The sequence below is a fragment of the Franzmannia pantelleriensis genome (assembly GCF_900102875.1).
GTDB lineage: Bacteria > Pseudomonadota > Gammaproteobacteria > Pseudomonadales > Halomonadaceae > Franzmannia > Franzmannia pantelleriensis.
Map to the genome: position 1 here is coordinate 224,513 of NZ_FNGH01000003.1, position 13,244 is coordinate 237,756.

A 13,244-nucleotide genomic window follows, 5' to 3' on the forward strand; every position below is an offset into this window, starting at 1 on the left:
TCAGTGCCCTCCGAAGCCGACGTTGTAACGCTTCTGCAGCCGCGCGAAGATCCACTCAGAGACGCTGGCAATGGCCAGATAGATCAATGCCACCGGGATCAGGAACACGAACGGCTCATGGGTGGCACGGGACGCCTCGGCGGCCACCCGCACCATGTCAGAGAGGCCGATCACCGAGACCAGCGCGGTGGTCTTGAGCAGTACCATCCAGTTGTTGGAGAGTCCCGGCAGGGCGTGGCGCATCATCAGCGGAAAACGGATGCGTCGAAAGACCAGCCAGTCGCTCATACCGTAGGCGCGGCCGGCCTCGATCTGGCCTTCATCGACGGCCAGAAAGGCGCCGCGGAAGGTCTCGCCCATGTAGGCGCCGAAGATGAAGCCGATGGTCAGCACTCCGGCGGCGAAGGCGTTGAGATTGACGTACCAGTCCACCCCGAAGCGATCGTAAAGGGCGTCGGTGGCCACGTTGAGGGCCATCTGTCCGCCAAAGAACAGCAGCATCATGAGCACCAGATCGGGCACGCCGCGGATCACCGTGGTGTAGAGGGTGGCGATCTTGTGCAGCAGCCAGCTGCGCGACATCTTGGCACTGGCGGTGAGTAGCCCCAGTACGATGGCCAGGATCAGCGACAGCAGTGCCAGCTGAATGGTGACCCCGGCGCCTTCGATCAGTCGCGGGCCGTAGCCTTGCAGGTCAAGCATGGTGAGTCTCCCGCGGTCAGTACTTGGGCGCCAGGAATTGCTGCAGGCGCGGCGAGCTGGGATTGGTCAGCACGTCCTTGGGCGGGCCGGCTTCTTCGATCAGCCCTTGGTGCAGATAGATCACCTGGCTGGAGACATCCCGGGCGAAGCTCATCTCATGGGTGACTACCACCATGGTGCGGCCTTCGGCGGCGAGGTCGCGCATTACCTTGAGCACGTCGCCGACAAGCTCCGGGTCGAGCGCCGAGGTGGGCTCGTCGAACAGCATTACTTCGGGGTCCATGGCCAGCGCCCGGGCGATCGCCCCGCGCTGCTGCTGGCCGCCCGACATTTGTGCCGGGTAGGCGTTGGCTCGGGCGCTCAGGCCGACCCGCTCGAGCAGCGCATGGGCCTGCTCGATGGCTTCTTTCTTGGGCTTGCCGAGCACATGGACGGGGGCTTCGATGATGTTCTCGAGCAGCGTCATATGTGCCCACAGGTTGAAGCCCTGGAACACCATCGACAGTTTGGCGCGCATGCGCACCACCTGCTTCCAGTCGGCCGGCTCGCGGCCGCGTCGGGTCTGCTTGAAGCGGATCTCTTCGCCGTGCATCAGCAGGTCGCCCTCATCGGGCTGCTCGAGCAGGTTCATGCAGCGCAGGAAGGTACTCTTGCCGGAGCCGGAGGCGCCGATCAAGGTGATGACGTCACCCTTGTGGGCCTGCAGCGACAGACCTTTGAGTACCTCGGTATCGCCGAATCGCTTCTTGATATTGCGCGCTTCGAGGGGCATTGGCGTTGCGGCCATGACATAAGCTCCAGTACATGGGCTGAGGGCGGGCCCTGATTCAGAGTGGGGTGCGTAAGCGTGGCTGGCGCGAAAAGGGGGCGATTCTAACAGGCCAGCGCAGCGTGGACAGGGCCGATCTCGGAGCGCTTGATTAGACGTTGGTCTAGGGGTGTCGGGCAAGTGGGCATCGTAAATCTCCAAACTGTTGTTGTAATGTGGAAAATCGTCTTGCTTAGGGCTGCGTTGTCGCGCGTATTTTCTGGCTGGCGGTGTCGCCTGGCGGTGCCTCGCTGGCTTTGACCAGCAGCGCTGCGCGGGCACCGAGTTCGACCTCGGCGTTGGGGAAAACCACCGCCAGCGGATGCTCACCGACCACGCAGTCGCCGGCAACGGCGTCACGGGCCAGGCGGGTACCGGGTGTGAACTCTGTGAAGTTGGCCACGTCGTCAGCGAAGCACAGGCAGAAATCGTCTGCATGTCGCATCAGCTCCTGCTCGACGCGGAAAAAGGCCATGTCCCTGGGGTCGCTGCGTAATGGCTCGCGGCCTTCCAGTAGCGCTTCGAGCATGGTGCGCAGAGGGCGCAGCGCGGCCATATCGTTAGCACCGAAAGGCGCGACCCGACCCAGCTCGAGCGTGAATGCCTGGGCGCCATGATAGTGCTTCGAGTAGTGCGAGAAGGTCCAGCTGTGCTGATGCTGATGCAATACCGCCTGCATATCCGCTGCCGCGAGCCATTGCCATTGAGCGTGCTCGGTGGTGGCATCGGCGAACGGCTCGACGACGAAACGTGGGTAGCGGCTGTCGCGGATCGCGGTGTGCAGATCGTAGTGCAGTCGCGGCCGGCCGGCGTGACGCTGGTAGAAGGCGTCGACGCTTGCCATCAGCGTCCGCGCCCGTTCGGGCTCGTCACCGGCATCGCTCAGGTCGCGCTGAAACAGCCGATTGAGGTTGGTGCCGATGAAGCGCTGAGACCGGCGGATCGCCGGAATATTGCCGAGCAGGATCAGCAGCGGCGCGCCGAGCGACAGCTGGCCTGCTTCGAGGCGTGCCAGCAGCTCGCCGACCAGCTCGATGGGAGCGGTCTCGTTGCCGTGGATACCCGCGGAAATCACGCAGGCGGGCGCCTCAATGGGGCCGCTGTCCGGCAAGAGCTCCAGGATACCGGGGCCGTGGCAGTGATAGCTGCCGCTGGCCAAGTGCCCGCTAAGGCGGGCACTGGCGTTGCCGTCCAGGGTCAAGTCGAGCCAGTCGCTCAGCATGCCGTGATCCCTTGTGGTGTGACCGAATTGGCGTCCACCTTCCAAGTCACTGACTGGTGCGGCAAGCACTCACGTCGAGCTGGTGAAAAACCCGGGTGCCAGAATGAAAACACTGGCCTGGATCAGCGCTAAGGGCAGGCCTCGCCGTGTTCCACGTCGATCAGTTCATCGACGGCAAAGTCGAGGCGCTCGGCGGTATCGCGCAGCTGCTGGTAGGTGGCGTCATCGAGCTCGGGGTCCCGGGCGAGTATCCACAGGTAGTCGCGGTTGGGGCCGGCTACCAGGGCGTACTGGTAGTCGTCGTCGAGTTCGAGGATGTTGTAACCACCGAAGAAGGGGCCGAAGAAGCTCACCTTGAGTCGTCCCACGTCCTCGTCATCGACAAAGTAGGCGCGCCCTTCGGCCTCGTCCCACGCCTGCTCCTCGAAGTTGTAGCCGCGGTTGATGACGCGCACGCCGTCGTCGTCGCGCAGCGAGTAGTCGGCGGTGACGCAGTCAAGGCCACGCTCGAAGGAGTGATCGAGGCGGGCGATCTCGTACCACTTCCCCAGATAGCGCTCGAGCTCGAAACCGGTGACCGGTTGGGTACCGCTGGGGATGCCGGTGCAGCCAACCAGCAGCAGTGCCGAGGCGGTAGTGGCCACGAGCCAATGCCCGCGGCGGTCGATGAACGGCTTAATGCTTGGCATGGGGTTCCTTCTGGTGGTACCTGAGCTGATGGGAGCGTCGCTCAAGCGGCGGTCTCGCGCTGGGACGCGTCGATAAAATCGCACTGAGCGGTCGAAATCATTCGCTTTTTCTCATTCACGGCTACGCTATCGTATACCGCATACATCAACCAATGCAGTGAGGTTCATGCAATGACCAAGGTACTGGTGCTTTACTACTCCATGTATGGGCATATCGACACCATGGCCAAGGCCGTGGCCGAAGGCGCTGCCCAAGTGGCGGGTGTGGAAGTGACCGTCAAGCGCGTGCCGGAAACCATGAGCGCCGAGGCATTTGCCAATGCCGGTGGTCAACAGGATAACGATACCCCCGAAGCTGCGCCGAATGAGCTGGCCGACTACGACGCTATTATCGTCGGCACGCCGACCCGCTTTGGCAACATGGCCGGTCAGATGCGTACCTTCTTCGACCAGACCGGCGGTCTATGGGCCAAGGGCGCGCTGCGTGGCAAGGTGGCCAGCGTGTTTACCTCGACCGGTACTGGCGGCGGCGACGAGATGACCATCACCTCGACCTGGACCACCTTGGCTCACCACGGCATGGTGATCGTGCCGATCGGCTACGGTCTCGAGGAGCAGTTCGATATTTCCAAGGTCAGCGGCGGAACGCCCTACGGTGCCGCCACTATCGCCGGCGGCGACGGCTCGCGCCAGCCCGACGAGCGCGAGTTGAAGATCGCCCGCTTCCAGGGTGAGCACGTGGCCGGCATCGCCGCCAAGCTGGCGAGCTGATCAAGCCTAACTCAACCCCGTGGCGGCCTCGAGTCGCTGCGGCAAACATGCCCCTGTCAGCTCGCGCTGGCAGGGGCATCGTCGTTTAGTGACTGGGTGGCGATGAACATCAAGGGGGCGCTGCTAACCGACGCCCTCGCAGCAGGTAGCTGAGCGGATGGAGTATCAGCCAGGCGGGGATGGCCAGGCCAATCACTGCCCCGATTAGCGCTACCCAGTCGAAGACGGTGACCACGTAGGCAAGTTGCGAGTTGGTGAAGACGGGTATCCACCACAGCCCGGCGAGGCCCACCGCCAGTGCCGCCAGGTTGGCAGCCAGGCAACGATAGCCGAAGGTACGGTAGCCGCGTAGGCGAGCGACCAGTTGGATGGTCGCCAGCAGTGCTATCCCGGCAACGATAAGCCACAGGAAAGGGGCCAGCGCGTAGATCAGAATGGTCAGTGCACCTTGAATCGTCATCGTCTGGTTTCCTCAGGCCTGGCCTTCCAGCACGGCGTAGTAGGCTGGCTGCAGCATGCGATCCTTCATCGTCCAGGCCACCCAGGATTCGTCGCGTGGGTCGATAAACGGGAAGGAGGGCAGAAACGCCAGGTCGTTGTCGTAGCCGAACTCCACCAACATCGCCTTGCCAATGCCGGTAATCATCGGACAGGACGTATAGCCATTGTGGCGTGCCGGCAATGGCTGGTTCTGCATCTGGGCCAGCAGGTTGTCCTCCACCACAGGGGCCTGGGCTTTGACGCTGGCGGCGGTCTTGTTGATCGGTGCGCCGATCACGTCGCCGATGCCGAACACTTCTGAGTAGCGGTTGTGCTGCAGGGTATGGATGTCGACATCCAGCCACTCGCCGCGAAATGGGCCAGCCTGTGCGATCAGGTCGCTCTCCTTGACGAAATCCGGTGCGCTCATGGGGGGCACCACGTGGATGAAGTCGTAGTCGGCGATCACCTTGCGTTGGCCCTCCTCTGAGAATTCCGCCTCGCGTAGCTGATGGTGGGAGGTGAACTCACTGTCGGGACCGACGAAAACGAATTCTGCCTGACGGGCGCCGGGGTCGATGGCGGAGAGCCGGTAGTGGTGGCGTCGGGTGACACCCTGGTCGTCGAAGCGCTGCTTGACGAAGTCGTTGACCCAAGGCTGGCTGAATAGCGCCGCGCCGGGGGCCATGAACTCGATCTGGAAGTCATCGCGGTGGCCGCTGTTCTCCAAACGGGACAGCGTGGTGAACGTCATCTTGAGCGGGGCGCCGGCACACTTCACCGGTGTGGGGGCCGCCGTAAAGATGCCTTTGCCGCTGCCCTGAGCAATCCACGCGTCGATGGCATCGCGGGTGCGAGTGGCACCCTCGAGGCTGGCATAGACGCTGCCAATACCCTGGGTGCCGACCAGCTCGGGTGACATCCCGTCGATCAAGTGGTAGTTGAGCTGTAGCCCGGTTGCCACGATCAGGTAGTCATAGTCGAGTGATGATCCATCCTCCAGTTCGACCCGGCGATTGGCTGCATCGATGCCGGCGGCAGGCTGGCGAACCCAGAAGACGCCGGCTGGCACGAAACGGGCATTCGGCCGGACGGTCTTGTCGGGGTGCCAGACCCCGGAGGCAACCAGGGTCCAGCCTGGCTGGTAGTGGTGAATTTCGCGGGGTTCAACGAGCGAAATCCGCGCACCGTCGAGGCGGCGTGACAAGCGATTGGCCATCGCCATGCCTGCGGCGCCACCGCCGAGGATGACGACGCGCGCGTTAGTGGAGAGTGGCCTGGCGCGAAGGCCAGTAGAGTAGAGTAGGCCTGCGGCGCCGGCGCTTGCGCTCCACTTGAGGAACTGGCGTCGATCCAGGCGTGATAGGTCGGAGTTGTGTCGAGGCATGGGCGGCGGGTCTCCAGCGGGGTGTTAACCAGAGAATTTCGGTTATATTCTTATAACCTATTGCCTTTTCGCCGCCGCCGCCTGCTGTATTGCGCGTTATGTTGACGCAGGTCAACTATCCTGTTGCGCCTAATAGTTAGCTGATGCGCTCTGCAATAGCCCTCCCCAGAGTCTCGGTACTGCCCTGGCCGCGAACGTCCGGGGTCAGCACGGCCGGGTCGGCGTCTGCCAGCACCGCTTCGAAGGCGGTGACGATGGCGTCGGCGGCCTCTTTGTGGCCGAGATGCTCGAGCATCATGGCACCCGACCAGATCTGGCCGATGGGGTTGGCGATGCCCTTGCCGGCGATATCCGGGGCGCTGCCGTGGACCGGCTCGAACAAGCTCGGGAAGCTGCCCTCGGGGTTGATGTTGGCCGAGGGTGCCACGCCGATGGTGCCGGTGCAGGCGGGGCCGAGGTCGGAGAGGATGTCGCCGAACAGGTTGCTGGCCACCACTACGTCGAACCAGTCAGGGTGCATGACGAAATTGGCGGTCAGGATGTCGATATGGAACTTGTCGACGCTGACCTCGGGGTAGTGGCCCGACATGGCCACGACCCGCTCATCCCACCACGGCATGGTGATGGCGATGCCGTTGGACTTGGTCGCCGAGGTAAGCTTTTTTCTAGGCCGGCTCTGAGCCAGATCGAAGGCGAACTTGAGTACGCGGTCGGTGCCGTGGCGGGTCATCACCGTTTCCTGGATCACCACTTCGCGCTCGGTGCCCTCGAACATCTTGCCGCCGACGCTGGAGTATTCGCCCTCGGTGTTCTCGCGGACCACGTAGAAGTCGATGTCGCCGGGCTGGCGGTCGGCCAGCGGACTCTTGATGCCGGGCAGCAGCTTACAGGGGCGCAGGTTAATGTACTGGTCGAACTGGCGGCGGAACTGCAGCAGCGAACCCCACAGCGAGACGTGGTCGGGCACCGTGTCGGGCCAGCCCACTGCGCCGTAGAAGATGGCATCGAAGTCCTTGAGCTGGTCGAACCAGTCGTCGGGCATCATCTGGCCGTGCTTGGCGTAGTAGTCGCAGCAGGCAAAATCGAAGTGGGTCAGCTCCAGGTCGATGCCGAAGCGCTTGGCGGCGGCCTCGAGGGCGCGCAGGCCTTCGGGCATCACTTCGGTGCCGATGCCGTCGCCAGGAATTACCGCAATACGATGGGTCATGGTCGAGTCCTTGGGTCAGTGGTGGGTCGTCATGAAACGCAAGAGGTGTTCGAGCAGAGCCGCCGGCGCCTCCTCGGGAATGTAGTGTCCGCACGGCAGGGCTTCGCCCTCGACCATATCGGCCACCGCGCGCCACTCCGCCAGGGGGTCGAAGCAGCGCTCGATCACGCCGTGTTGGCCCCATAGCACGCTGACCGGGCAGCTAATTCGCCTGCCAGCTTCGCGGTCGGCACGGTCGTGCTCCAGGTCGATGGTGTTCGAGGCACGGTAGTCCTCGCATAGAGCGTGAGCAGCGCCGGGCTGGGCCAGGCAGCGCTGGTAGTCGGCGATGACTGCCGGGTCGAAGGCCGCGAGGCTGGCGTGGCGGCCGCCCATGGTGCGGGTGATGTAGTCGGCCGGCGAAGCCTCGATTAACGTCTCCGGCAGTGGCGCGGGCTGAATCAGGAAGAACCAGTGGAAGTAGGCCGTGGCAAAGGTGCGATCGGTCTGCTCGTACATGGCCAGGGTCGGTGCGATATCGAGCAGCATCAACTTCTTCACCGCATCGGGATGATCCATCGCCATGCGGTGGGCGACTCGCCCACCGCGGTCGTGGCCGCACACATAGAAGCGCTCGAAGCCCAGTTCGTGCATCACCGCGACCTGGTCGGCGGCCATGGCACGCTTGCTGTAGTTGGCATGGTCGGGCTCGCCGGCCGGCTTGGAGGAGTCTCCGTAGCCGCGCAGGTCGCTGGCCACCACCGTGAAGTGAGCGGCCAGCTGCTCGGCGACGCGGTGCCAGATGACATGGTTCTGGGGGTGGCCATGTAGCAGCAGCAGGGCGGGTCCGCTACCGCCCACCCTGGCGTGGATCCTGTTGGCGCCCAGGGTTATGTCGAGGTGGCGAAAGCCTTGGAACATGGTGTGCCTCCTGTTTCCTGAGCCTAGTCTAGTTCCTATTGCGTGTTCGATAATCAGGGTAAAATTCAATGCATTATTGAATTTTGGTGGAGAATAGCGTGTCTCAGATGGACGATTTGGCGTTCTTTCAGCATCTGGCTCGTGCCGGGAGCCTCACCGCTACCGCACGTGAGCTGGGGCTGTCGCTGTCGGCGGTTAGCAAGCGTCTCAAGCAGCTCGAGGCGCGGCTCGGCGTGCCGCTCGCCCATCGCACCACGCGGCGCCTGACGTTGACTGCCGAGGGCGAACTCTATCTGTCCCGCGGGTCGTTGATTCTCGACGAGCTGGTGGCCCTGGAAGGGGGGCTGCAGGAGGCGCGTGGTGGCAGCGACCGGGGCCAGCTTTCCGGTCGGCTGAGGGTCAATGCCACCTTCGGCTTCGGGCGTCGCCACGTAGCGCCGCTGCTCTCGGCCTTCTGCGCCGAGCATGCGCGGCTGGACGGCTGGCTGGAGTTGACCAATTTCCCCCTCAATCTCGGTGACCATGGCTTCGATATCGGCATTCGCGTCGGCGAGCCACCGGATTCGCGTTTGGTGGCACGGCGCATTCTCGCCAATCGTCGCGTGCTGTGTGCGGCACCGGCCTACCTCGACGTCATGCCGCCATTGGCCGCGCCGCACGACCTTAATCGCCACGCCTGTCTGGTGATTCGCGAGAACGACAGCGATTTTCCAGTGTGGCGCTTCGAGCGCGACGACGATCCACAGGTCGTGCAGTCGGTGAAGGTGAGCGGTCGGTTGGCCAGCAACGACGGTGAGGTGGTCACGCGGCTGGCCCTCGACGGCCACGGCGTGATGCTGCGCTCATGGTGGGATGTCCACGATCACCTGGCCAGCGGGGCGCTGGTGCCGCTACTGTCCGAGTGGCGTGGGGTGCGCGCGGACTTCTATGCGGTCTATGAACAACGCCGTCATGTGCCGGCGCGGATCCGTGCCTTTATCGACCATCTCGAGACCGGCATGGCCGGCCGAGTGCCGGTGCTGAATGAATAGGGAGTGGTTTGTATCAGCTCATGCAATAGCAGAAAGGGGGCTAGAGTTAGCTTGTCTTGGTCATAGGCATCAAATAAATCGTTTGTGCCTGCCTTGAGCTCGCGCGCAATCTGGAGGCTCAAATACCGACAACGCGCGAGGACAGCATGACACGACCCAACGTACTGGTGCTGATGGCCGATCAGTTGAATGGCACGCTTTTCGAGAACGGCCCCGCCGATTTCCTGCACGCGCCCAATCTCAAGAAGCTGGCCGAACGTAGCGTTAATTTCAACAACGCCTATACGCCGAGTTACCTGTGTGCTCCGGGACGTGCCGCCTTCATGTCGGGGCAGCTGCCTTCGCGCACCGGGGTTTACGACAACGCTGCCGAATTCCGCTCGTCGATCCCTACCTGGGCGCATCACTTACGTCGCGCCGGCTATGCGACCTGCCTGTCGGGCAAGATGCACTTCGTCGGTCCTGACCAGCTCCACGGTTTCGAATCGCGGCTGACCACGGATGTATATCCTGCCGACTTCGGCTGGACGCCGGACTACCGCAAGCCGGGTGAGCGTATCGACTGGTGGTACCACAACCTGGGGTCGGTCACCGGGGCCGGCGTCGCCGAGATCTCCAATCAGATGGAGTATGACGACGAAGTCGCCTTCCATGCCGAACAGAAGCTATTTGACCTGTCGCGGGGGCATGACGATCGGCCCTGGGCGCTGTGCGTCAGCTTTACCCATCCCCACGACCCCTATGTGGCACGGCGCAAGTTCTGGGATCTCTACGCGGACTGTGACAATCTCGAGCCGACGCAGGGCGCCGTGGCGTTCGACGCATTGGACCCGCACTCGCAGCGAATCTTCGAAGCCAATGATTACACACGTTTCGATATCCAGCCCGAGGACGTGCGGCGGGCGCGGCGGGGCTATTTCGCCAATATCTCCTATATCGACGAAAAAGTCGGCTCGATCCTCGACGTGCTGGAACGCACTCGCATGGCCGACAACACCATCATCGTGGTGACCTCGGATCACGGCGACATGCTTGGCGAGAAGGGGCTGTGGTTCAAGATGAGCCCCTTCGAAGGCTCCTCGCGAGTACCCTTGATGATCGCTGCTCCTGGTCTGGCGTCTCGCTCGGTAGACACGCCGGTGTCGATCATCGACGTCAATGCCACCCTGGCCGATCTGGTGGAGATCGACCTGTCCGAGGTCGCGCCCTGGACCGATGGCCAGTCGTTGCTGACGCTAGCCAATGGCGGGGAGCGCGAGGCGCCGGTCTATCTGGAATATGCTGCCGAGGGGTCGTATGCACCGCTGGTGACCATTCGCGAAGGCAAATGGAAGTTCAACTACTGCGAGCTCGATCCGCCCCAGCTGTTCGACCTGGACGCCGATCCCGGTGAGACGCGCAACCTGGCCGAAGTGCCGGACTATGCGCAAGAGCTGGCCACGTTCACCGCCAAGGTGCATGAGCGTTGGGACATGCAGCGCTTCGATGCCGACGTGCGCGAGAGTCAGGCCCAGCGCCTCGTCGTCTATGAGGCCCTGCGCAATGGCCACTTCTACCCCTGGGATCATCAGCCGCTACAGGATGCGTCGCAACGCTATATGCGCAACCACATGGACCTCAATCAGGTCGAGGCGTCGCAGCGCTTTCCACGCGGTGAGTAGCAGAGTGTCGCTTGCCAGGGAGGGCGTGACGTGGACGACCGATCGGCGCCAAGCGCCGATCGGTCAGCCCAACCGCGCGATTACAGATCGAGCGCGGCTTGCACCTGAGGCCAGGCCGGTTCGCCGTCGCGGTCATTGACGTCGGCGAGCATCGCTTCGACGCGCTCGACGTTATCGCGGATCCACTCGGCGGCCACCTCGTCGAGGTCGCGCTCCTGCTGGCCGTACTCCTGGATCATCCAGCTCTGCTCCTCGGCGCTGAAGGTGAAGGCCTCGAAGAAGCTGACCAGCTCGGGGTTGGCCTCGGCGAAGTCGCTGCGAAGTATGGTCAGTACATCGCTTTCGCCGTTGTTCTCGCCGAACAGGTCTTGCGGGTCGTCGAGATAGCGCATTGGCAGTTCGAGGTTCATCCAGTGCGGCGTCCAGCCGACCCAAACGATCGCCTCCTCGCGGGATATGGCATCGCGCGCAGCGCTGAGCATGCCCACTTCGCTGGTGTCGACCAGACGCCAGTCGCCGAGGCCCCAGACATCGTCGGCGATCGCTGCCTCGAGGATCTCGCTGGCGGCCGAGCCCGCACCGAAGCCGTGGATCTGGCCGTCGAACTGCTCACGGTTGGCGTCGAGGTCGGCGAAGCTCTGGATGCCCTGCTCGTAGAGGTACTCGGGGACCGCCAGGGTCATCTGTGCGCCGTCGACGTTGTTGGCCACGGCACGCAGTCGGTCGTCGGCCTCGCGTGGATCGAACATGTCACGCTGCGCGGGCATCCAGCCCCCCAGGAAGACATCGATGTCACCGCTGTCCATGCCCTGATAGACCACTTGCAGGCCCAGCTCGTGGGTGCGTGTCTGATAGCCCAGTGGGGCCAGCAGCTGTTCGGCGATCTCGGTCTTGACGGTGATGCCGGGCCAGGCCGGAACGCCGAAGTCGAGGGTCGCGTCGTCGGCTTGCGTCGGTAGTGCCAGGCCGGCCAGCAAACTGCCGGCAAGTAGTGCACGCGAAGAGGTCAGGGGTGCCGTCATGGAGTGTCTCCTATTGTGATGATGGGTCGATGCCGCGGGCTCATGGGGACGTGCCAGCGGCATCACAGGTGAGTGGCGTCAGTGGTGGCGCGCCAGGACGCGCAGCCGCGATTCGAGCATGTCGCGGTCGAGGTAGGTGCCCTGCAGGTGCCGGGCACCGGTGTTGGGGTCGAAGGCGCGGCGCCCGTGCAGTACGCGGCGGTTGTCGAAGGCCACCATCTCCCCCGGCGCCAGCGCGAAGTCGAGCTGGTAGCGCGGCGAGTGGAGCAGTGTCCAGAAGTGACGATAGGCCCGGTACCAGTCCGCCATCTGCTCGGCGGGGAGACGCAGGGTGTCGCGAATCCAGTTGTTGAAACGGATCTCCACCACCTGGCCACTGGCGTCGCACTCGATGATCGGCGCACGCACGGCGATGTCCTGGGTGTCGTCCTGGAAGCGGAAATCGATAGCCAGCTCGCTGAGCAGACGGAAGTGCTCGGGGGCCTGTTGACGCAGCGCTTCGGCGACCTGAATGCCGTCGGCGAACAGCGATTCACCGCCCTCGGCTTCGTTCTGCAGGCAGTAGAGCAGCTGGATGTCCGGCGGTTGGCGCCAGTTGGGCAGGTCGGTGTGCAGCGCCAGGCCGATGGCCGTATAGGCGGCGTTGTTAGGGTTGGGCTTGGAGCGCACATCGAAGCGGGCGCCGAAGTTGGTGGGGCGCTGGGGGCCGATGCGCTCGGCAATCCGGCTGACTTCCTCATCGGCCAGGGGCCCATCCTCCAGCAGCACCAGGCCGTCGCGCAGCAGCGCCTCGAGCCAGGCGGCTTCACCATGGGGCGAGAAGACGTCGGCGTGGGCGACTCGGGTTGGAGTGAACGCCTCGCGCCAGGCTTGGCGCAGGGGCAGTGCACTCTCGGCCGGCGCCTCGGGGCGGCGTTGGTAGAGCCAGCCGGCGGCAAAGTGGCTAAGGTGGCCGTCGGCCCAGCGCAACCACAGGTGGCCGTCCTCGAGGCTCGCCTCGGGAGGCTCGGTCACGTCATCGAGAGGCAACACCAGACGTTCGCGGGTTTGAGGGTGACGGCAGGCGCCGCAGGCGCAGTGATCGCGCAGCCAGATCAGTGGAAAGCGAGCCCGCTCGTCATCTTCCCAGCTCAGCTCGACACCTTCGCTGTGCGCGTTCACCTCACGCAGCCGTGGGGTGGCTGGGTAGGGCATCAGCTCGGCCATGTCCGGCGTGGCGGCGTCGCTCGGCGATTCGGTGTAGAGGCGCGTGGTGCTGTTATCGGGATGAGAGACGGTGCTGTTCATCGTAATGCTGGCTGTCCTCTGTTCAGGCGTGGATGACGCCAAACAGGATGGTGGCTCGCCACAGCAGTGACAAACGA

The 13,244-nt window shown here is 63.7% G+C and carries 13 protein-coding genes; 3 read left to right on the forward strand and 10 right to left on the reverse strand.

Annotation, left to right across the window (positions count from 1 at the left end):
- The 4 genes from BLT16_RS05310 to BLT16_RS05325 all read right to left on the reverse strand — a co-directional run bounded on the left by BLT16_RS05310 (position 1) and on the right by BLT16_RS05325 (position 3,421).
- A complete protein-coding gene (locus tag BLT16_RS05310; protein ID WP_089657486.1) occupies positions 1 to 702 on the reverse strand; it encodes an ABC transporter permease in 702 nt (233 codons plus the stop codon).
- Between the two features lie 16 nt (positions 703 to 718).
- Positions 719 to 1,489 carry an ABC transporter ATP-binding protein gene (locus BLT16_RS05315; RefSeq protein WP_089657487.1) on the reverse strand — a complete coding sequence of 257 codons (771 nt, stop codon included), beginning with the start codon at positions 1,487 to 1,489 and terminating at the stop codon, positions 719 to 721.
- Positions 1,490 to 1,703: 214 nt separating this feature from the next.
- Positions 1,704 to 2,732: a succinylglutamate desuccinylase gene (locus BLT16_RS05320; RefSeq protein WP_089657488.1), complete on the reverse strand. Its 1,029-nt coding sequence runs from the start codon at positions 2,730 to 2,732 to the stop codon at positions 1,704 to 1,706.
- A 128-nt stretch (positions 2,733 to 2,860) separates the two neighbouring features.
- On the reverse strand, positions 2,861 to 3,421 hold the full coding sequence (locus tag BLT16_RS05325; RefSeq protein WP_089657489.1) for a lipocalin family protein: 561 nt from the start codon (positions 3,419 to 3,421) through the stop codon (positions 2,861 to 2,863).
- 171 nt (positions 3,422 to 3,592) lie between these two features.
- Here BLT16_RS05325 and wrbA point away from each other — a divergent pair, with 171 nt between their 5' ends.
- On the forward strand, positions 3,593 to 4,192 hold the full coding sequence (wrbA, locus tag BLT16_RS05330) for an NAD(P)H:quinone oxidoreductase (protein ID WP_089657490.1): 600 nt from the start codon (positions 3,593 to 3,595) through the stop codon (positions 4,190 to 4,192).
- Positions 4,193 to 4,301: 109 nt separating this feature from the next.
- On the opposite strand, the gene BLT16_RS05335 is transcribed toward wrbA, so the two are convergent.
- From BLT16_RS05335 to BLT16_RS05350, 4 genes are all read right to left on the reverse strand, one after another.
- Positions 4,302 to 4,652, reverse strand: coding sequence for a hypothetical protein (locus tag BLT16_RS05335; protein ID WP_089657491.1), 351 nt, complete (start codon positions 4,650 to 4,652; stop codon positions 4,302 to 4,304).
- A gap of 12 nt (positions 4,653 to 4,664) precedes the next feature.
- Positions 4,665 to 6,059 carry an FAD-dependent oxidoreductase gene (locus BLT16_RS05340; protein WP_089657492.1) on the reverse strand — a complete coding sequence of 465 codons (1,395 nt, stop codon included), beginning with the start codon at positions 6,057 to 6,059 and terminating at the stop codon, positions 4,665 to 4,667.
- Positions 6,060 to 6,195: 136 nt separating this feature from the next.
- Positions 6,196 to 7,266 (reverse strand): tartrate dehydrogenase, encoded by a 1,071-nt coding sequence (locus tag BLT16_RS05345; protein WP_089657493.1) that lies wholly within the window; start codon positions 7,264 to 7,266, stop codon positions 6,196 to 6,198.
- A 15-nt stretch (positions 7,267 to 7,281) separates the two neighbouring features.
- A complete protein-coding gene (locus BLT16_RS05350) occupies positions 7,282 to 8,166 on the reverse strand; it encodes an alpha/beta fold hydrolase (protein ID WP_089657494.1) in 885 nt (294 codons plus the stop codon).
- A 98-nt stretch (positions 8,167 to 8,264) separates the two neighbouring features.
- Here BLT16_RS05350 and BLT16_RS05355 point away from each other — a divergent pair, with 98 nt between their 5' ends.
- Both BLT16_RS05355 and betC read left to right on the forward strand, forming a co-directional pair.
- Entirely contained in the window at positions 8,265 to 9,197 is a 933-nt protein-coding gene (locus tag BLT16_RS05355) for a LysR family transcriptional regulator (RefSeq protein WP_089657495.1), read from the forward strand.
- A 146-nt stretch (positions 9,198 to 9,343) separates the two neighbouring features.
- Positions 9,344 to 10,858 carry a choline-sulfatase gene (gene betC / locus BLT16_RS05360; protein WP_089657496.1) on the forward strand — a complete coding sequence of 505 codons (1,515 nt, stop codon included), beginning with the start codon at positions 9,344 to 9,346 and terminating at the stop codon, positions 10,856 to 10,858.
- Positions 10,859 to 10,938: 80 nt separating this feature from the next.
- Here betC and BLT16_RS05365 read toward each other — a convergent pair whose 3' ends face one another.
- Complete coding sequence (locus BLT16_RS05365; protein WP_089657497.1) at positions 10,939 to 11,880, reverse strand: ABC transporter substrate-binding protein; 942 nt, start codon at positions 11,878 to 11,880, stop codon at positions 10,939 to 10,941.
- Positions 11,881 to 11,958: 78 nt separating this feature from the next.
- Positions 11,959 to 13,167, reverse strand: coding sequence for a TauD/TfdA family dioxygenase (locus BLT16_RS05370; protein WP_422717917.1), 1,209 nt, complete (start codon positions 13,165 to 13,167; stop codon positions 11,959 to 11,961).
- Positions 13,168 to 13,244 lie beyond the last annotated feature (77 nt).